The 19245-nt window shown below is 71.7% G+C and carries 18 protein-coding genes; 5 read left to right on the top strand and 13 right to left on the bottom strand.

Annotated features, from left to right (window positions below; genetic code table 11):
• Nucleotides 1–11: 11 nt before the first annotated feature.
• Nucleotides 12–998 carry an AraC family transcriptional regulator gene (locus B5V46_RS18400; protein ID WP_080618151.1) on the bottom strand — a complete coding sequence of 329 codons (987 nt, stop codon included), beginning with the start codon at nucleotides 996–998 and terminating at the stop codon, nucleotides 12–14.
• A 144-nt stretch (nucleotides 999–1142) separates the two neighbouring features.
• On the opposite strand from B5V46_RS18400, the gene B5V46_RS18395 reads away from it, so the two are divergent.
• The 5 genes from B5V46_RS18395 to B5V46_RS18375 all read left to right on the top strand — a co-directional run bounded on the left by B5V46_RS18395 (nucleotide 1143) and on the right by B5V46_RS18375 (nucleotide 7172).
• A complete protein-coding gene (locus B5V46_RS18395; protein ID WP_080618150.1) occupies nucleotides 1143–2804 on the top strand; it encodes an AMP-binding protein in 1662 nt (553 codons plus the stop codon).
• A 9-nt stretch (nucleotides 2805–2813) separates the two neighbouring features.
• Nucleotides 2814–3572 carry an SDR family NAD(P)-dependent oxidoreductase gene (locus B5V46_RS18390; protein WP_080618149.1) on the top strand — a complete coding sequence of 253 codons (759 nt, stop codon included), beginning with the start codon at nucleotides 2814–2816 and terminating at the stop codon, nucleotides 3570–3572.
• 10 nt (nucleotides 3573–3582) lie between these two features.
• Nucleotides 3583–4764, top strand: coding sequence for an acetyl-CoA C-acyltransferase (locus B5V46_RS18385; protein WP_080618148.1), 1182 nt, complete (start codon nucleotides 3583–3585; stop codon nucleotides 4762–4764).
• On the top strand, nucleotides 4764–5888 hold the full coding sequence (locus B5V46_RS18380) for an acyl-CoA dehydrogenase family protein (protein ID WP_369822856.1): 1125 nt from the start codon (nucleotides 4764–4766) through the stop codon (nucleotides 5886–5888). Before B5V46_RS18385 ends, B5V46_RS18380 begins: the two co-directional genes overlap by 1 nt.
• A gap of 567 nt (nucleotides 5889–6455) precedes the next feature.
• Complete coding sequence (locus B5V46_RS18375) at nucleotides 6456–7172, top strand: hypothetical protein (protein ID WP_080618146.1); 717 nt, start codon at nucleotides 6456–6458, stop codon at nucleotides 7170–7172.
• Here the strand turns inward: B5V46_RS18375 and B5V46_RS18370 are convergent.
• The 12 genes from B5V46_RS18370 to B5V46_RS18310 all read right to left on the bottom strand — a co-directional run bounded on the left by B5V46_RS18370 (nucleotide 7150) and on the right by B5V46_RS18310 (nucleotide 18997).
• Complete coding sequence (locus B5V46_RS18370; RefSeq protein ID WP_080618145.1) at nucleotides 7150–7599, bottom strand: hypothetical protein; 450 nt, start codon at nucleotides 7597–7599, stop codon at nucleotides 7150–7152. The genes B5V46_RS18375 and B5V46_RS18370 overlap by 23 nt on opposite strands.
• 10 nt (nucleotides 7600–7609) lie before the next feature.
• Complete coding sequence (locus B5V46_RS18365) at nucleotides 7610–7918, bottom strand: hypothetical protein (RefSeq protein WP_080618144.1); 309 nt, start codon at nucleotides 7916–7918, stop codon at nucleotides 7610–7612.
• A 21-nt stretch (nucleotides 7919–7939) separates the two neighbouring features.
• Nucleotides 7940–9280 carry a PASTA domain-containing protein gene (locus B5V46_RS18360; protein ID WP_080618143.1) on the bottom strand — a complete coding sequence of 447 codons (1341 nt, stop codon included), beginning with the start codon at nucleotides 9278–9280 and terminating at the stop codon, nucleotides 7940–7942.
• Nucleotides 9281–9284: 4 nt separating this feature from the next.
• Complete coding sequence (locus B5V46_RS18355; protein WP_080618142.1) at nucleotides 9285–9839, bottom strand: hypothetical protein; 555 nt, start codon at nucleotides 9837–9839, stop codon at nucleotides 9285–9287.
• Complete coding sequence (locus tag B5V46_RS18350) at nucleotides 9826–12357, bottom strand: baseplate J/gp47 family protein (protein ID WP_080618141.1); 2532 nt, start codon at nucleotides 12355–12357, stop codon at nucleotides 9826–9828. The genes B5V46_RS18355 and B5V46_RS18350 overlap by 14 nt, the downstream gene beginning before the upstream one ends.
• Nucleotides 12354–12818, bottom strand: coding sequence for a GPW/gp25 family protein (locus B5V46_RS18345; protein WP_080618140.1), 465 nt, complete (start codon nucleotides 12816–12818; stop codon nucleotides 12354–12356). Before B5V46_RS18345 ends, B5V46_RS18350 begins: the two co-directional genes overlap by 4 nt.
• On the bottom strand, nucleotides 12815–13144 hold the full coding sequence (locus B5V46_RS18340; RefSeq protein WP_080618139.1) for a hypothetical protein: 330 nt from the start codon (nucleotides 13142–13144) through the stop codon (nucleotides 12815–12817). Before B5V46_RS18340 ends, B5V46_RS18345 begins: the two co-directional genes overlap by 4 nt.
• Nucleotide 13145: 1 nt before the next feature.
• The gene (locus B5V46_RS18335) at nucleotides 13146–14627 is read right to left on the bottom strand and encodes a phage baseplate assembly protein V (protein WP_080618138.1); all 1482 of its coding nucleotides are present in this window, start codon (nucleotides 14625–14627) and stop codon (nucleotides 13146–13148) included.
• Complete coding sequence (locus B5V46_RS18330) at nucleotides 14624–15439, bottom strand: hypothetical protein (protein ID WP_080618137.1); 816 nt, start codon at nucleotides 15437–15439, stop codon at nucleotides 14624–14626. Before B5V46_RS18330 ends, B5V46_RS18335 begins: the two co-directional genes overlap by 4 nt.
• A 1296-nt stretch (nucleotides 15440–16735) precedes the next feature.
• The gene (locus tag B5V46_RS18320; protein ID WP_042465649.1) at nucleotides 16736–17200 is read right to left on the bottom strand and encodes a phage tail protein; all 465 of its coding nucleotides are present in this window, start codon (nucleotides 17198–17200) and stop codon (nucleotides 16736–16738) included.
• A 63-nt stretch (nucleotides 17201–17263) separates the two neighbouring features.
• On the bottom strand, nucleotides 17264–18472 hold the full coding sequence (locus B5V46_RS18315) for a phage tail sheath subtilisin-like domain-containing protein (RefSeq protein WP_231119340.1): 1209 nt from the start codon (nucleotides 18470–18472) through the stop codon (nucleotides 17264–17266).
• Nucleotides 18473–18520: 48 nt separating this feature from the next.
• On the bottom strand, nucleotides 18521–18997 hold the full coding sequence (locus B5V46_RS18310) for a hypothetical protein (RefSeq protein ID WP_080618135.1): 477 nt from the start codon (nucleotides 18995–18997) through the stop codon (nucleotides 18521–18523).
• Nucleotides 18998–19245 lie beyond the last annotated feature (248 nt).

The raw sequence follows: 19245 nt of genomic DNA, 5'->3' as shown, positions 1-19245 counted from the left end.
CCACCCCGGGCTCAGCCCGCGCGCGCCGCGCGAAAGGCCGCGGGGGTCTCGCCCGACCATTTCAGGAAGGCCCGGTGAAAGGCGCTCGGCTCGGCATAGCCGACGCGCAGGGCAATCGTCGCCACGCTCTCGCCGGTTTCGGCCAGAAGCCGCCGGCTTTCGGCAAAGCGCAGATCGTCGCGGATCGCCTGCCAGCCCTGACCCTCGGCGCTCAGCCGTCGCCTCAGCGTCGCGGGCGACAGCGCCAGCTCCTGCGCCAGCGCCTCCAGATCGGGCCAGAGCGCGGGCTCGCACCCGCGCAGCCGCGCCCGGATCCGCGCCGACAGCCCCTGATCGTGACGGTAGCGCACGAGAATGTTCGCGGGCGCCCCGGCCAGGAAGACCTTCAGCGCGCGTTCGTCGCGGATCGTCGGCAGATCCAGATAGCGCGCCGCGAAGCAAAGCCGGCTTTCGGGCTGGCCGAACTGCACCGGCGCGCCGAAGAAGCGCTGGTAATCGGCCCGGTTCGGCGGCGCCGCACAGGCGAAATCAAGCCGCGTCAAGGGGATCCGCCGCCCGATCAGCCAGCAGGACAGCCCCATCAGCACCAGCCAGTAGGTCCGGTAGGCAAAGGCCGAGCGCAGCCCGCGCCGGTCGCTCAGCACGATCTCGGCCTGCCCGTCGCTCACCCGTAAGGCGCCGCTCGGATCCTCGAGCAGGACGCCCAGAAAGCGCAGGGCGCGCCTGAGCGCGACATTCAGCGTCGCCGCATGCAGCACCGCATGGCCCAGGAACACGAAGCCGCCCGGCCGCATCGGCCGCGCCCCCAGCCCGAAGAACTCGTCGCCCAGGGCCTCGGCCACCGCCAGCCATAATCGGCCGTATTCCTGGTTGGTCACCGGCCCGTCCGCGGTCCCGATCCCGGCCCCGGCCAGCAGCGGGCCCGGGTCGATGCCGCGCTGTGCCAGAGGCGCCAGCGCATCCGCCACGAACCCGGCCGAGACGATCCGTCGTTGCATTTCCCGACCTGAATCCATTGCAAAACCGATCACCGATTTTGGACGATTGCGACATTGTTTGCAATGCGTCCCCGCGACAGTATGTCACCGGACCCCGGGAGGCCGCCCCGAAGACGCGGGCGGAGGGGTCAGGGAGGACGACATATGAAGATAGACCGGATCGCGCGCCGCGATTACGCCGATGCCCATGCCCGCTTCTCGATCAAGGACGAGATCGCCAGCCTCGCGGGCGATCTGGATGCCGGGCTGAATGCCGCCGTCGAATGCTGCGATCGCCATTGCGGGCGGAACCTGGTGGCCCTGCGCGCCGTCCCGGCCGAGGGCAACCTTGCCGAATACACCTTCGAGGACCTGCGCGAGCTTTCCGCCCGCACGGCCAATGTGCTCAAGGCCCATGGCGTCGGCCCGGGCGACGTGGTGGCCGGTCTTCTGCCCCGCACCCTCGATCTGATCGCCACCATCCTCGGGGTCTGGCGGCTGGGGGCGGTCTATCAGCCGCTTTTCACCGCCTTCGGCCCCAAGGCCATCGAGCACCGCCTGGTCTGCGCGGGCACCCGGATGATCGTCACCACCGCCGCCCAACGCGACAAGCTGGACGAGATCCCCGATTGCCCGCCTGTCGCACTGATCCGCGGCGCGGATGACCCGCGGCCGGCGGGCGATATCGATCTTTGCGCCGAGCGCGCCGCCGCCCCGGCCGAATTCGCCCCGGTCCTGCGCGACAAGGACGCGCCCTTCATGGTGATGTCGACCTCGGGCACCACCGGGCTGCCCAAGGCGCTGATGGTGCCGCAACGCGCGATGCTGGCCTTCGCGGTCTACATGCGCGACGGCATCGGCCTGCACGAGGAGGACAGCTTCTGGAACCTCGCCGATGCGGGCTGGGCCTACGGGCTTTACTACGCCGTCTGCGGCCCGCTGCTGCTGGGCGCCGCGACCACGCTGCACGAGGGCGGCTTCTCGGCCGAGACCACGATCCGGCTGATCGACGAGCTGGGCATCACCAGCCTCGCGGGCTCTCCCACCGCCTTCCGGATGCTGATCGCGGCGGGCCCCGAGGCCGTGGCCCCGATCAAGGGCAGGCTGCGCACCGTTTCATCTGCGGGCGAGCCCCTGAACCCCGAGATCATCCACTGGTTCGAAAAGCATCTCTCGGTCGCGATCCACGACCATTACGGCCAGACCGAGCTTGGCATGTGCGTGAACAACCATCACGGGCTTTCCCATGACGTGCGCCCCGGCTCGGCCGGATATGCCATGCCCGGCTACCGGATCGCGGTGCTGGACGAGGCGGGCAACGAACAGCCCCCGAACTGCCCCGGCGAACTGGCTGTCGACATCGCGAATTCGCCGCTTCTGTGGTTCACCGGCTATTACGGCACCGAGACGCCGGCGATCCGGGACGGCTATTACCGCACCGGGGATTCCGTCGAGATCGAGCCCGACGGCTCGCTCAGCTTCATCGGGCGGGCGGATGACGTCATCACCTCCTCGGGCTACCGGATCGGCCCCTTCGACGTCGAAAGCGCGCTGATCGAGCACCCGGCCGTGATCGAGGCCGCCGTGGTCGGCATCCCCGACCCCGAGCGCACCGAGCTGGTCAAGGCCTTCGTGATCCTCGGCAAGGGCCATGAGGCCAGCGACGCGCTTTGCGAAGAGCTGCAGCAACATGTCAGGAAACGGCTCTCGGCCCATGCCTATCCGCGGCTGATCGATTTCGTCGACAGCCTGCCCAAGACCCCCTCGGGCAAGATCCAGCGCTTCCTGCTGCGCAAGGCCGAGGTCGAGAAGCAGAACGTCAGGTAAGGATATCCCATGCAGATCGAGAACCGGGTTTTTCTGGTCACCGGCGCGGCCTCGGGCCTTGGCGCGGCGGTGGCCGAAATGGCCGTGGCTGCGGGTGGCCGCGTGCTGCTGGCCGACATCGATGCCGAGGCCGGCGCGGCACAGGCGCAAAAGCTGGGCCAGGCCGCCCGCTTCGTGCAGACCGACGTCACCTCGGGCGAGGACGCCCAGGCGGCCGTCGCCGCCGCATGCGAGAGCTTCGGCGGGCTCCATGTGCTGGTGAACTGCGCGGGCATCGCCCCGGGCGAAAGGCTTCTGGGCCGGGACGGGCCGCACGGGCTGGACAGCTTCCGGCGCGCCATCGGCATCAATCTCACCGGCAGTTTCAACATGATGCGTCTCGCCGCCGAGGCGATGGCGGGCAATGAGGGCGAGGAACGGGGCGTGATCGTCAATACCGCTTCGGTGGCCGCCTTCGACGGCCAGATCGGCCAGATCGCCTATGCGGCCTCGAAGGGCGGCATCGCCGCGATGACCCTTCCGGCCGCCCGCGAACTGGCGCGCCACGCGATCCGCGTCATGACCATCGCGCCCGGCATCTTCGCGACTCCGATGATGGCGGGCCTGCCGCAGGAGGTACAGGACAGCCTCGGCGCCACCGTGCCCTACCCGCCCCGGCTGGGCCGTCCGCAGGAATACGCGCAGATGGTCCGCGCGATCGTCGAGAACCCGATGCTGAACGGCGAGGTGATCCGGCTGGACGGCGCGCTTCGCATGGCCCCGAAATGAGGAAACCGACATGACCTCCGATCCCATCGTCATCACCGGCGCCCGGCGCAGCCCCATGGGCGGCTTTCAGGGCGATCTTGCCGCGGCGGATGCCCCGAGCCTCGGCGCCACCGCGATCCGCGCCGCCCTGAACGGGCTCGCGCCCGAGGCGGTCGAGGAGATCCTGATGGGCTGCGTGCTGCCCGCGGGCCAGGGCCAGGCCCCCGCCCGGCAGGCGGCGCTGGCGGCCGGCCTGCCCCTGGGCGCAGGCGCCACCACCGTCAACAAGATGTGCGGCTCGGGGATGAAGGCCGCGATGCTGGCCCATGACCTGATCGCCGCCGGCTCGGCGCAGGTGGTTGTCGCGGGCGGGATGGAGAGCATGTCGAATGCCCCCTATCTGCTGCCGAAGGCACGGGGCGGTTACCGGATGGGCCATGGCGAGGTGAAGGACCACATGTTCCTCGACGGGCTCGAGGACGCCTATGACAGGGGCCGGCTGATGGGCACCTTCGCCGAGGATTGCGCCGAGGCCTTCCAGTTCACCCGCGAGGCCCAGGACGCCTATGCCATCGCCTCGCTCGAGCGCGCCAATGCCGCCATCGCAGAAGGCCGCTTCCGGGCCGAGATCGCGCCCGTGATCCTTGCCACGCGCAAGGGCGAGCAGGTGATCGACACTGACGAACAGCCCGGCAAGGCCCGCCCCGAGAAGATCCCCGCGCTGAAACCCGCCTTCCGCGAGGGCGGCACCGTGACTGCGGCCAACAGCTCGTCGATCTCGGACGGCGCCGCCGCGCTGGTCCTGATGCGCGCCTCCGAGGCCGAGCGCCGGGGCCTGACACCCCTGGCCCGCATCCTCGGCCATGCCACCCATGCCGACAAGCCCTCGCTGTTTCCGACCGCCCCCATCGGCGCGATCCGCAAGCTGACCGAGCGCACCGGGCTGACGCTGTCCGAAATCGACCTGTTCGAGGTGAACGAAGCCTTCGCCGTCGTCGCCATGGCCGCGATCCGCGATCTGGGGCTCTCGCATGACATCGTCAACATCCATGGCGGAGCCTGCGCGCTTGGTCATCCCATCGGCGCCTCGGGGGCGCGGGTGCTGGTGACGCTGCTCGCGGCGCTCGAAACCCACGGGCTGAAACGCGGCGTCGCCTCGCTCTGCATCGGCGGCGGCGAGGCCACCGCCATGGCCGTGGAAAGGTTCGCCTGATGCTGACGGAAGAGCAGGACCAGATCCGCGAGGCCGCGCGCGCCTTCGCGCAGGGGCGCCTTGCCACCGGCGCCGCCGCCCGCGACCGTGACCATGCCTTCCCCCGCGCCGAGATGACCGAGCTGGGCGAACTGGGTTTCATGGGCATGCTGGTACCGGAGGCCCATGGCGGCTCGGATACCGGCATGGTGGCCTATGCGCTGGCGCTCGAAGAGATCGCCGCCGCCGACGGCGCCTGTTCCACCATCGTCTCGGTGCACAGTTCGGTGGGCTGCATGCCGATCCTGCGCTACGGCACCGAAGAACAGAAGGCCCGGTTTCTGCCGAAGATGGCCGCGGGCGAGTGGATCGGCGGCTTTGCCCTGACCGAGCCGCAGGCGGGCTCCGACGCCTCGGCGCTGAAGACCACGGCGCGGCGCGAGGGCGATCACTATGTCATCGACGGCGCCAAGCAGTTCATCACCTCGGGCCAGAACGGCGCGGTGGTGATCGTCTTCGCGGTCACCGACAAGGCGGCGGGCAAGAAGGGCATCTCGGCCTTCATCGTCCCGACGGATACCCCCGGCTACGAGGTCGTCTCGGTTGAGAGAAAGCTCGGCCAGAACGCCTCGGACACCTGCGCGCTGGCCTTCGACGGCATGCGCGTCCCGGCCGAGAACCTGCTGGGCGCCGAGGGCGAGGGCTACCGGATCGCACTGTCCAATCTCGAGGGTGGCCGGATCGGCATCGCCGCGCAGGCCGTCGGCATGGCGCGCGCGGCGCATGAGGCGGCGCTGGCCTATGCCCGCGAGCGGATCACCTTCGGCCGCCCCATCGCCGAGCATCAGGCGGTCGCGTTCAGGCTGGCCGACATGGCGACGCGGATCGACGCGGCGCGGCTTCTGGTCCTGCGCGCGGCCCGCCTGCGCGAGGCGGGCAGGCCCTGCCTGACCGAGGCCAGCATGGCCAAGCTCTTCGCCTCGGAAATGGCCGAGGAGGTCTGTTCGGCGGCGCTGCAGATCCATGGCGGCTATGGCTATCTGGCCGATTATCCCGTCGAGCGGATCTATCGCGACGTCCGGGTCTGCCAGATCTACGAGGGCACCAGCGAGGTGCAGCGCATGGTCATCGCCCGCGGGCTCTGACCCGGCGAGGGCGGTGCCGCAAGGGGCGTCCCGGGCGCGGGACGCCAGTGCAGGGCGGATCGGACCCGGGCCGCTGCGGTCGCGGCGCCCCGCATTCCCAGGTCGGTGCCGAATGGCTGGGCCATCCGAAGACGATGCCCCCGCAGAGGCTCCCACAGAGAGGCGTGCAGGGGGCCGCGATCATGCCGCCTCGCGCGCCCCGCGCCGGCCCCGGCATGGCGGAGACCGTCGCCTTATCCGCCCGGCACCGGTCCTCTGTGCCCCCGCCGGGACAGGCGGCCCGGCTCATCCGGACAGCGCTTCCGGAGCCGTCCCCAAGATGCGAAAAACCGGCCCGGACCCGGCCCGGACCCGACAAGGGCCGGGGACCGAAGCCCTGGCGCGCCAAGCCCCCTGCAACTGCGATGACTGCCCGCCGCCTTGTGCTTCCGCGACCCCTGCCCTGCCCGACGCCGGGCGGCGCCCGTCCCGACACCGCGCCCAAGAATGAGCCCGAGACTATGCTTGAGAAGGCCGCCTTCTGCGGTATCATGTCCCGACACGCTCGCGCAAAGGGGATGCCGCCCCGTGACCGAGACCCTCCGCATGCCGTTCTTCGTGCTGGCGCTGGTGCTGCTGGCCTTCGCGGTCTCCTTCGAGATCGGTCTGGCCCTGGCCTGGCCCGCGCTGGTGCCGCCACCGGGGGGAGGGCTGTCCGATATCTCGCCCGGCTTCGGCGTGCCCTACCTTGCCGCCATCGACCTGATCCTGGTCTATGCCACCTTGGCCATCGCGCTGGCCCTGCTCTGGCCCGCGCTGGCGGGACGGGTGCAGGCGGCCATCGGCATCCTGCTGGCGCTGATCGGCGGCCTTGCGGTGCTGGCCCTGATCCTCGCGGCCTTCGCGGCGCTGATGCTGATGTTGACCCTGCTTCTGGCGGTCCCTTTCGGCACCCTGGCCTATTTCGCCGCCTTCGCGGATTTCCCGACTGGAAAGGCCGCCGCCGCGCTGGCCCTGATCATGGCCTTCAAGCTCGGCTTCGCGATCTGCCTGATCCTCGCCCATCAGCGCTTCCTGAAGATGAAGACCCTGATGCTGGTGATTGCCAGCTCGCTGGCCCTGACCTGGCTGACGGCAGTCCTGCATGCCCTGGTGCCGGGCTTTCTCGCCTCGATCGCCGATGCGCTGGCGGCGCTGATCACCTCGGTCCTCGCGCTGGTCTGGATCGTGGCGCTGTTCATCGGCACCCTGCCGGGGCTGATCCGTGCGATCCGTTCGCTTCTCACCGCCCGTCCCGTAAGCTGAGCACCACCCGGCTGCTCTGGGGACGGACCAGGATCCGCCCGCCCGAGGGGAAGACCGCAAAGCTCACCTTGCCGAAATCGCGGGTCCCTTCCTCTGGCCAGACCTGATCCCCGTCGCATCCCGGGCAGGAATAGATCAGCCGCGCCCGTCCCTCGACCGCGAAACTGGCCCGCCGCATCGCCTCGCCCGAAATCCGCGGCAGCTCGATCGAGCCGGCCTCGGTAAAGACGAAGCGGGTCTGCGACAGGTCCAGCCGCGGCCGGAACGGCGCGACGAGCCGGTCCAGCGCCCCGGTCCATCCCGGGGCGCTGAAATTTTCGGGATCGGGCGGGCCGGTGCCGCGTCCGGTCATCAGCCCCGCCCCCAGCGTCAGGTAGAAGACGAGACCGAAGACCAGCAACAGCGCGACCGCGCCCTTCACCCCCATTGCGCCCGGCCTAGATCACGAAGCTCAGGACGATGCCCACCACCACGAGAGCCGCGATGCAATACCAGGCCCAGTCGGCGATCCGGGTGAATTTCGCCCCCACTGAGGGCGGGTCGATGCCGCCCCGGGGGCTGGCCGTCGCCCCGCCGAGCACGGCAAGGAGCGCCCCGGCCAGGAAGATCGCGCCCCAGGCGATTTCCAGCGGCGCCCTGGTGATGATCGCGCCGTGGATGATCAGGGCAAGCCCGGCCGCAGCCGCGCACAGGATACCGATCACATGAACCGCCTTCTTCATCGTCACAGGAAGTGCAAGCGCCATTTCTGTCTCCTTTCATAGAGTTCAGCGCAGGAAATACCGGAATTCGGGGTTCGGACGGCCGACGAAGCATTGCCGGGTGAAACCGTGCTTGCGGATCACCCTCAGCGCCGTCTTCGCCTCGTCCATGTTGCGAAAGAGGATCATCCGGCTGCGGTCGCTGACCAGCGTCACCCCCGAGCCGCCGCTTTCCAGATCCAGCGTCGCCGGATCGAAACCGATGCAATCCTCGCGGCCGATCCCCGCCGCCGCCAGTCTCTGCCGGGTCGCGGCGGTGGCGGCCGGGGCGCTGTCGCCGTTCAGGATATACATCATCGGTGGCTGCGGCCGGCTCACATAGCAGATCCGGTCGGCGCCATAGGCCTGCAGCACCGCCAGCGCCTTCTTCGCGCTGTCGCCATCGGTGCCGAAATCCAGCATCCAGTGGCTGCCCTCGACGATCTTCCAGCGGCCGCCGATCTGCTTTGCCGCGATGCGGCCCGGATCGTGGCGGATGCAGTCCTCGTCGACCGCCTCCTCCGGCGCGGCTGCCAGCACCACCGCCACCGCCGAGCCCGGCGCAAGCCCGGCGCTCGCTGCCGGGTCCTGGGCAAGCACCGTTCCCGGCGCAACGCCGCCGCTTTCCCGGGTCGAGATCCGTCCCAGACGCAGCCCGCGATCGCGCAGGATGTTCTCGGCGTTGGCCTGGCTCAGGCCAACCAGGTTCGGCACCTCGGCCCGGGTCGGCTCGATCGACACGGTCAGCGCCACCGCCGAGCCGCGCGCAAGCTCGGCGCCCTCGCCCGGATCCTGAGCGAGAACGATGCCCGGCGCAGCGCCGCCGGTTTCCCGATCCTCGACATCGCCCAGGACCAGATCGGCCTCTTTCAGGCGGGCCTCGGCCTCGGAAAGCTGCAGCCCGCTCAGCCCCGGCACCAGTGCCGTCCCGGGCGGCCAGAACAGATAGGCCCCGACCCCGATCACCAGAAGAAGCGCCGCGACCCCCGCGGCGATGAACGGCCAGAGCGGCGTCCTGGCGCCCCCGCCCCCGGGCAGATCGAAGCGGAAATCGGGGCTGCGCGCGACATCCTCGTCGGGGTTCGAGACCTCGACCGCCAGCAGCCGGAACCGCCGCGGACCGGTTGCCGCTTTGGTCGCCGCATCGGGCGGCGGGGTCACGCTCAGCGTGATTTCGCTGCGCTCGTTCGGTTGCAGGCTGCGTTCCTGCCAGGGCGAGATCGCGACCCAGCCCGCGGTCTCGGCATCTTCGGAGGCGATCTGCAGACGGCAGCTCCGGGCCTGGTTGGCCCGGTTGGAAATGCCGACCTGCACGCTGCCGGAAGGCTCTATCACAAGCTGGGGGGCGTCGATCTCGAAACTTGGCATTCCCTCAGGTTCCTTCCTCACGGTCTTCGGTTGCGGAGAATTCGACGATCTCGAAGCTGACGAAGGCCGGTTTCTCCAGCTCGGCCACCTCCCGGATCAGGGCGCGGACGGGGCTTTCGGGCCGGGGATATTCGATGACCACATGAAACGGGCGAAGGCCCGGGCCGTCGCCGGGTCGGCTTTCGCAGAGCTGCAGCGCCTCCAGCCCCGAGGCCGCCGCCAGCATGTCGCGCAGCCCGGCCTGGGTGCCGCGCCGGGGCAGCAGCGCGGGCGCGGCCAAGGCCAGCCGCCGGAGCCGCGCATCGCGCAGGGCCGGATCGCGGACATGGCGCGCGACCGCCGCGGCCACCGGCCCCAGATCCAGCCATCCCAGCAGCATCCCCAGCATCCGGTCGCGGCAGCGCCTGGGGTCGATCTGGACGTCGAGCCCGTCGATCTCGCGGTCGACCGGATCGGCCAGCCCGACCATCGCCTCGAGCAGCGCGCGGAAGGGCGAGGCGGGGCGGTCGGCCTCGCGCAGGATCTCGGGCAGGAGGGCTGCGATCTCATGGCGTGTCATCGGATCCGATCACCCTGATGCGATGGGGCTCCGAGGCGAAGAGCCAGGGCGCGGGCAGCCGGACCTCGTTCTCGAACAGGGTCGGCGAGGTGGCGGCGAAGGGCCCGCCGCCTTCGCCCCGCGCATAAAGCCCGCGCGGACCGGCCGCCATCATGAGTTCGGGCCCGCCGGGACCGGCGGCGCGCGCGGCCAGCGCCGCGACCGGCTCGAACAGGTTTTCGCGGCTGCGGAAGGGCAGGCCAATATCGACCTCGGGCGCGGTCCAGGACAGCGGATCGGCCGCCAGATCGGCCTCGAGCACCCCGGCATCGAAGGACCCGGCATAGGCGCGGCTGCCGAGAAAGGCGAAGCCGAGGCACGAGCCCCCCCGCCAGTGCGCGCGCAGGGGCTGCCAGGCGTCCAGATCCTGCGGCCGCTCGGGCAGGGTCAGCCGGAAGGCGCCCTCGCCCGCGCTGCCGCCGGTGGCCCGCGCACCCGCCCAGATATAACGCCCGCCCGCCAGATCGGCCGCGTCCAGCACCCGGATGTCGCTGCCCTCGAGCCCGGTCGCGACGAAGCTGCCCGGCTCCAGCGGATCGTAGGAGATCCACACCCCCCGCTGTTCCCGCGTCGCCAGCACCACCACCGGGCGGCCGAGCGCGGTTTCGGTGGCCAGGACCGCATAGGCGCCCACCGCATCCACCCCGGCCGCGACCGGAAGCCGCCGCTGCAGGGCCTCGGAGCGGAGCTGCCAAGTGTAAAGCCCCGAGCGGGTGGCGATCAGCAGCACCGGATCGGACGCCCGTCCCAGCCAGGCCAGGTCGTAGATCCAGCTGTCGAAGCGGATCGCGTCGCGTTGCCAAGTTTCGCCGCAATCGAAGCTGACCGCCAGCCGCGCGCCGTCCTCGGTATGGTTCCCGCCCTCGGCCCAGACCGCGGCGACCAGTCCCGGCCGCGTCGGATGCGGGCGCATCGCGACCGCCGGACAGCCCTCCTGCCGGGCGACGCTTTCCCAGCTGGCGCCGTCATTCAGCGACCGGAAGATGGCGTCGCCCGCGGCCGCGAACCAGGTGCGCGGCTGATGCGGGTCGGGCACCGCGTCGCGGACATCCGTATCGGGCGCCTCGGCGACCTCGAAGACCACCGAACGGGCGCTGCGCACCCCGGGTTCGGCCAGCACCGTGCCATAGACATCGGCGGGCCGGATCGGACGGCCCGGCGGCCAGTCGCGGAAGGGCGAGATCAGCCGGTCGAGCCTCGCCTCGATCCGGCGCAGGACCGCGTCCTCGGGCGCGTCGGGCTCGATCTCGACATCGACCCGGATCGACAGCGGTTTCAGCCGCGCCCAGGCGACATTGACCGTCACCCCCAGCGGCTTGCGCGCGGCGATGAGGCGGGCGATGCGGCCGCGCAGCTCTTCGGTCTGCAACGGCTCGATCCCGGCGCGGCGGCCCACCGCATCGGACTGGCCGGGCGCCGGTTCGGGCACCAGCAGCAGCTCGACCGTGCCCGGTTCGGCATGGGCCCAGAGCTGCACCCCGGTCCGCGCCTGGGCCCGCGCCACCCCGCCCTCGCCGGTGGCGATGGCCTCGAAATCGCGGGCAGTGACCGCGCGGCGGTCGGAAAACACCTCACGCGGGATGCGTTCCAGCGCCGCTTCCAGCGGCTCGGCGTCGCGCCCGCCCGCCGCGCGTTCGGGATTGCGCACCGTCAGCCCCGGGAGCGGGTCGCGCAGGTCGCTCAGCGTTCCGGCCGCAACATTGCCCGCCGCCCCGCCGCCGGTCAGATACCAGGCCCGGATCTGCGCATCGCGCGGGGGCACGCCCGCGCTGCCCGGGGCCGCGCGCGGCAGGAAGATCCGCCCCGCAGCCCGCGCGCAGTAAAAGCCCGGGCCGTCCGAGAACAGCTCGAACGGCGTCTCGAGCCCGGGCCAGAGCGCGAAATCCCGCCCGCCGAAGCGGCGCATCGGGCGCCCGCCCGCGCTTTCCTCGACGCCCAGAAGGATGCCGCTCTCATAGGGCAGAGGCGCGATCACCGGACCCTGCGCCAGCGCCAGCACCGCGCCGGGACCCTCGACCCCCTCGGAGAGCAGCTCTCCCTCGACCCAGGCGGCATGGATCGCGCGCACCGAGACGCTTGGGGCATCGGCCGCCAGCACCGCCTGTTCCAGCGTCACGAAGACCGGCGCGCCCTCGCCCCGGCCGCCGATCCGGGTGCCGGCGGGGATCGTCACGGCGGCCGGAGCCAGATCCGCCTCGCCTTCCTCGCGGCGGAACTCCAGCATCGCGGTCGCGGCCGAGGGCGGGCGCAGCTCGCCGCCCAGAAGGTTCAGGAAGGCCACGTAAAGCTTGCGCGGCAGCCGGTTCAGCCGGAAGATCATCACATCGGTCAGATGGGCGAAGGCCTCGATCAGGGCGCGGCCGGGATCGGCGGGCGACATGTCGGTCCAGTCCGGGCAGCTCTGCCGGGCACGGGCCAGCGCCTCCTCGACCAGGGCCGCGAAATCGCGGTCGTCCAGCTGCGGCAGCGGCAGGCTCATGGCGGGCCCCCCGCATCGAGATCGACCCGCAACACCAGCCCGTCCTCGGTCCGGCTGCGGCGGATCCGGTAGCTCAGCACGATCTCGAGCAGGTTGCCCGCCCCGGCTTCCGCATCCGGCCCTGCCCCGGCCGGGCGCCCGGCATCGAGGCCGACGATCTCGATCCTCGGCTCGAACCGGGCCACGGCCTGGCGCACGTAATGGATCGCAAGCCCCGCCAGCGTCGCGTCATTGGGCTGGAACAGCAGCCGGTCGAGATGGCAGCCGAAGGCCGGGCGCATCACCCGCTCGCCCGGCACCGTCAGGAGCAGCAGCAGCAGATCCTGGCGGATGCAGGCGGCCTCGGGCACAAGCAGCAGCGCGCCGGTATGGCCGATCCCCGGCCCCGCGGCCCGCGATGCGCCCCCGCCGGTCCCCAGGCCGAACCCGATCCCCTGCAGCATGGCGCTCCGGGCGATCATGCGCTGCACTCCACCAGGGCCTGTCCCGGCGCCAGCACGCGCCAGGTGCCGACCGGCGAGCCCTCGGTGAGCCCCGCCAGCGTGTCGAGGCAGACCGGCCGCCCGCCGACGGTCACGAAGCGCGAATAGCCCGCCGTGACGGTGATCGTGGTCAGGCATTTCTTCTGGGGCGGCGGCAGCGGGCAGAGATCGACCCGCCGCGGCACCGGATCGGGCCCGACCAGCACGGGGGCGCCCATCACCGTCACGAAACCCTGCGAGGCCCGCTGCGGGATCGTGCCGCCATGGGCACAGACGATTGTTGCCGGTTCGACCAGGACCCGCATGCTACCCCTCTTCGAAACCGATGCTTGCCGCCCGGATCGTGATCGCCCGGCCCGGCGCCTCGATCACCAGATCGCCCGCCGAATGCAGCTCGGTCCGGGACGGCCCGGCGGTCAGACGGCTGCCGCCGCTGGCGCGCAGCTCGACCCGGGCGCCCCGGTCGCTCAGCAGCAATTGCTGGCCGCGCGGCGTGCGCAGAAGATAGGGCCGCACCCCGTCCGGGCCGCGCCCCAGCCCCGGCACCTGCTGTTCGCCGTATAGCCCGCCCAGCACGAAACCATGGGCAGGGTTCTCGGCGAAGACCAGCGCCAGCACGCGGTCGCCCGGTTCGGGCAGCGCGATCATGCCCTTGTCGGCCCCGGCGCCGGGCAAAGCCACCGCCAGCCAGTCGGTTTCCAGCCCGTCGCAGAGGTCCAGTTTCAGCCGCAGCAGCGGATCGTCCCCGCCCGAGACCTCTGACACGCTGCCCGGCGCCGCCAGCATGCCCCCGGAGGGCACCCAGGCGGGCAGCCCGGTGCGGAATTCGGTGACCCAGCCCAGCCCCGGTTCGACCCGGTGCAGGGTCTCGGCGATGGTGCCCCCGGCGGTCCGACCCGGCTCCAGCCCAAGCGTGATCCGCCGCCCCGGCCTGAGCGCGGCATCGCCAAGGGCCACGCCCGAGATCCGGCGCGCGGCCGAGCCATGCTGGGCCGCGCGCGTGCCGCTCAGCCAGTCCGCGGTAACGGGCGGCTCGTAAAGCTCCGCCGCCAGCGTGACCTCGCCCGCCCGGCCCGGCACAGCGCCCGGGCTTTCCCCCGCAAGCGGCCGGTTCGGCCCCGTATCCCACAGCGTCAGCCGGGTGGCGGCAAAACCCGCAAGCGCGTTCTCCTCGATCTCGGCCTCGAGCAAGCCGCCTTCGAAGGACAGCTGCAAGGGCGCACCCAGCCCGTCCGCGCCGAACAGATCGACGGCCCGGCCCTCGGCGGCCAGATGAAAGCCCAGCTTCGCCGCCTGCCGGGCCAGAAACCGCAGATCGTCGGTGCCGTGCTGCAACAGCACCGCCGGACAGGGCGCCCCGCTTTCGCACCGCAGCGTCAGCCCGTGGCGGCCGAGGATCGCGCGGGCCAGCGCATCCAGCCCGTCGGCCTCGTGCCGCGCGGGCAGCGCGGAACGATAGAGCGCCACCAGCGGGTCATGCGCCCTGATCCGCAGTGTCCTTCGGTTCGGCCGCGCCCGGCCCGTGGCAACCGCGCCGATGCTGCCCTCGAACAGCACGGCCCCCGGCCCCGCCGCGATCTCGAGCCGCTGTCCCGTCAGTGCGCCCGGATCCAGCGGCAGAGTGCCGCCCGCCTCGAGGGACAGCTCGCAAAGCGCGGGCGCCGAGGCGGTCTGGCGCAGCTCGATCCCGGTCAGGGCATCGACCGCCGCGGGCGCCAGCGGCACGCCGTCGAGCCGCACCGTCAGCTTGCGTTCCAGATCGCGGCCGGGGCGGGGCATCTCGGTCATGGCGCGGCCCCCGTGGTCGGGGCGCCCGGAGCGGCGCCGGGCGGCGGCAGGCTCAGCACGCTGCCGGGCTCCAGCCGCAGCGGATCGGTCAGGTCGTTGAGGACGGCCAGCCAGCGCCAGTCGGCGGGCGAGCCCAGCCAGCGCGCGGCGATCTCATCGAGCCGCGCGCCGCCGGTCACGGTGACGCCGGGGCTTCGGTCCATCATCAGCCCGGGCAGATCCGGGTCGGGCGGCCCCGCCAGCGCCCCCGGCACCGGCGCCTCGTCCGGGAAGCTTGCCAGAACCGGCGCGGGCAGAGGCAGATAGCCGCGCGGGTCCTCCTCGGCCTCCTGGAACACCCGGAACCTCAGCGCCAGCCAGGACCGGCGCGGGATGCCCACCGCGTCGAACCGTTCCAGCCGTTCCGAAAGCCCCATCAGGCGGCAGCGCAGCTTGGTGGCACGGCCCCAGATCAGGAACAGCTGGGGCAGGTCGTCCAGCGCCTCGCCGCGCGCGTCCGCCGCCTCGGACAGCCGCCAGATCGGCGCGGTCAGCCGCCGCACGTCAAGACTGTCGCGGGGGGCGGGGGTGGACGGGCCGGGACCGGCAGGGGCCGCGAAATCGGCATCGAACAGCAGCTCCAGCTCGAGTTCGGTGACCGCGTCGCCCGCGAAGACCAGTGGCGCGTCGCGGCCGGTCCCGCCGACCACGGCCGCGCCGATCCGGCGCCGGGGACGCAGCCCGGACTGGCGCCGGAAGCTGAGGCTTGCGGGGTTCAGGAGGGCCGAGATCTGGTCCCCGGTCTCGTCGACCAGCAGCATCACACGGTCCATAGCTCACCTCCCTGCTCGCGCATGAGCCGCGCCCGGCGCGACTCGGGACCGTCCAGCCGCCGCTCGAAGGGCGGCAGCGGATCGGCCTCGCGCACCGGATCCAGGGCCGGGAACCGCCCGGCCGCATCGGCGATGCTTGCCGGCCCGGCCTCCCTCGTCCCGAAAACGGTCGGGGTTGCGGGCGGGGTTGCGCGCGGTCCGTCCGCCGCGAGCGCGGGGACGCAAGCGGGGGTCGGATCGACGCCCGGGGCCCGGACCGGCAGGCGGACCGTCCCGGCGCAGGCCTCCGCGCGCCCCGACCGTCGCGGCTGCAGGGGGAGGCCCGGTGGGAAGCCCGGCGGAACAGGCGCGGGGACGACATGCGAGACCGCAGCAGGGGCCGCGTGCTCCGGCAGAGGCAAGGGAGGATCCGGAGGCATCGAGGTCCCGGGATGCGGGTCGGCCTGCCCCTGTCCTTGCCAATCGTCGGGCCAGTCGCCTTGCCCTTTCTCAGACCCAGCCTGTCCGCCCTGTGGCCGCTGGTGTCCCTCGCCGTCTCTGTCGCCTTGTCCCTCCTCGCGGCCCCGGCTCTGGTCTGTACCCAAAAGCGCCCGATGGCGACCTGCCCGTTCCCGGGCCGCTCCTGCGTCAGGGTCCTCACTCGGCATCGAGGGGACGGCAGGGGCCGGCCAGGGCAGCACATGCACCGACGGGTTCCGGCGCGGCGGCGTCGCCGGAGCGCCCTCCCGCGCCGCCCGCTCCGTCTCTGCCAGGACCGCCGCAGCCGCCAGCGAGGTCGGGGGCAGAACCGAGACCCGGGGATACGGGCTGCGCGACCGCGCGGCGGGAGAACGGGTCACCGATGGAGAGGCCGGGTGCGGGCCCCGTGCGCCAGGCGCAAGTGGCGTCGCCGAAGGCGGGGAGGCGGCAGAGGCCGCAGACCCGGGGTCAGATACTGGCACAGATACCGGCACAGATACCGGCGCAGAGACTGGCATGGCCCCGCTTTCCGCTGCCCTCCTCTCTACGCCTACTGGAGGGGCCGCAGAGGGCGGCGATGCGCGTTCCGGCCCGGCGCTCCGGTTGGGGATGCCGCCCGCGAAATCGGCGATCAGCCGGGGGCCGTCCAGCTTGTCGGGCGCGGCGGCGCGGATCGCGGCCAGCCAATGGGCGGGTGGCCGCCCGTCCCCCGGCCCCGGCCCGTCCCCGGAGGCGGCCGCCGCCCCGCCGCGCTTCGACAGCAGGAGGGCGATCCGGCCCAGGATCCGCCCCAGCGCCGAAACCGTCCCGGCCAGCAAGCCCTGGCGCCCGGTCATCTCAGGTCGCCGCCGCGGCGCGCGGCACCGCCGCGATCTGTTCGAAGACCAGTTTGACGTATTCATAGGCCACGCCCTGATCGAGCGCGTCCAGATGCGCGCCCGCCCATTCGCAGGGCCAGGCGGCGGTCAGGTTGTAGCGCAAGGCCTCGTCGCCCCGGGGCGTATAGAGGATGATCGCCACATTGCGCCGCTCGACCGCGCCGGCGGCCGCGGTCATGATCCAGTCCCAGAGTTCGGTCGAATTGGTGACGCCGAAGCGCAGGCAGACCTCGCCATATTCGGTGTCGCCGGTCAGCCAGCGCACCGCCTCATGGGCGCCGCCCTCGCGATAGCGGATCGGTGCGATCCGCATCCCAAGATTGGTGCAGGCGGTGAAGGCCGCGATCTCGCGGTTCTGGATCTGCAGCGAGAACTGGTAGTTGCGCAGCGGCTCGGGCCGCGCGGCCGTGGCGTTTTCAGGCATCGTCCCCCTCCTCGTCCTGTCCCGGACCCGGCCTTGCGGCCGCGCCCTGCCCTCATGCCGGCCCTAGGCGGGCTCGGCCCCGGCCGTGACCTGGGCCAGCCGGAAGATCACGAATTCGGCCGGTCGCACCGGCGCGAAGCCGATCAGCGTCTCGACCCGGCCCGCATCGCGTATCTCGGGCGGGTTGGTCTCTTCGTCGCATTTCACGAAGAACGCCTCGTCCGGGGTCCGCCCGACCAGCGCGCCGGAGCGCCAGAGCCGGGTCATGAAGGCCCGCACGTCGAGCTTGATCGCCTCCCAGAGCGGATAGGAATTCGGCTCGAACACCACCCAGCCCGTGCCCTGTTCGATCGATTCCCTGATCATCAGCACCAGCCGTACCACCGGCACGTAGCGGTTGAGCGAATCCTCGGACAGCGTCCGCGCCCCCCAGACCTTCAGCCCTCCGCCCATGAACCGGATCGCGTTGACCCCGCGCGGGTTCAGCAGCTCCTGCTGCTGGCGGGTGATCCGGCGCTCGGCATCGATGGCGGCCAGCACCAGCTCGTTGGCGGGCGCCTTGTGCACGCCCCGGGTGGCGTCGACCCGGGCATAGATCCCCGCCACATGCCCCGAGGGCGGCGCCAGCACCCGTTCGCCGGGCTTCAGCGGGTCCTGCATCAGCAGCCAGGGCGCATAGCAGGCGCCGCAATCGATGCTGGAGGGGCGCACCGCCTTGGCCGTGGCCGAAGACGGGGCCGAAGACGGAGCAGGGGCGGGGCCGTCGCCACCGCCATCGGTCGCGGCCCCCCCGCGCCGGGTGGCGCCGCCGACCTCGGTCATCGCCTCGACCGGCGCGTCCTTGGGCAGATCGAACAGGGCAAAGCGGTCGCTGCAGCGCATCGCATGGGTCGCCAGGGCGTCATGGCTGGCCTTGGTGGCATAGCCCGGCGCTGCCACGATGGCGATCTCGTCGATCCCCTCGAGCGGCCGCAGATCGTCATCCGAGATCTCGGAGCCGGCCTCGGTCGGCATCACCCAAAGCCGCCGCAGCCCGTTGGCGAAGGCGCCGAAGGCGGCATTGCTCAGATCGGTGCTGGAGCTGTCCTCGTCGGTGAAGCGGCGGCGGAACTCCATCCAGCCGTTGACGGGGACCGGGGTTCCCGCCGCGACCCCGCGCAAGGGCACCCGCCCCACCAGCGCCGCGACGCTGGTGCCGACCGCCTCGATGGTCCTCGGGCCCAGCTTCTCTTCGAAAACATAGACGCCGGGCGCCGCTACCGTCATCACCATTGCCGTCCCCCTCCCCCTGAACGGGCCCCGATTGCGCGGCCCCTGTCGCTATCCCGTCTCCCGTTCCCCGGGGTGTCGTCCCGGGCGCAGTTCGACATTGTGGATCCTGACCGGCGGCGCTGCCGGCGCTGCACGGCGCCGTTCCAGACAGGCCCGGATCGCAAGCCCCGGCAGCGGCGCATCGGGTTGCGCCACGGCCTCGACCGCGAAGGCCGGATGCCCCGCGCCCCCGAGGATCAGATCGACCAGCGCCTGTTCGGCCTCGGCTATGCCCCCGGCTGCCAGATCCAGCCGGTAGCTCGCCCGGGCCAGCACCAGGTCGCGGCCCTCGCCATGGGGAACGGGGGCGATGTCGCCCAGCCGCAGCACCGCCCGCAGGCCCTCTCCGCCCGCGTCGTTTCCGGTTTTCTCGCCGGGCGCGCCGACCCGGCAGCCCGGCACGGTTGCGCCGATCCAGCCGACCAGCGCCGCGCGCAGTTCAGACGCCGTCCCGAACCTGACCGAAGGCAGCGGTGCCCGTTCCATGCGATCCCCTCCGCTTTGTCTCAATCATGGCGGGAATCAGTAGAATATTTCAACTAAAATTAACCTAGCGTCACCTTTGCCTGCAGCGCCGCGCCGGAGGCGCCGTCGATGCGGGGCCTGTCCTGCCGCCATCAAAGCCACTCTCCGGTCTCGTCTGGCCAGAACAAAACAGCCGCCACGAGCGCGGGCCCGGATGCCTCCGCACCAGGCATTGCCGGGCGCAAGCCGCGCTTTCGGGAGCGCAGATC

The sequence above is a fragment of the Rhodovulum sp. MB263 genome (assembly GCF_002073975.1).
Taxonomy (GTDB): domain Bacteria; phylum Pseudomonadota; class Alphaproteobacteria; order Rhodobacterales; family Rhodobacteraceae; genus Rhodovulum.
The sequence above is the reverse complement of the archived record's forward strand: the minus strand, read 5'-3'. Positions and strand labels throughout refer to the sequence as shown.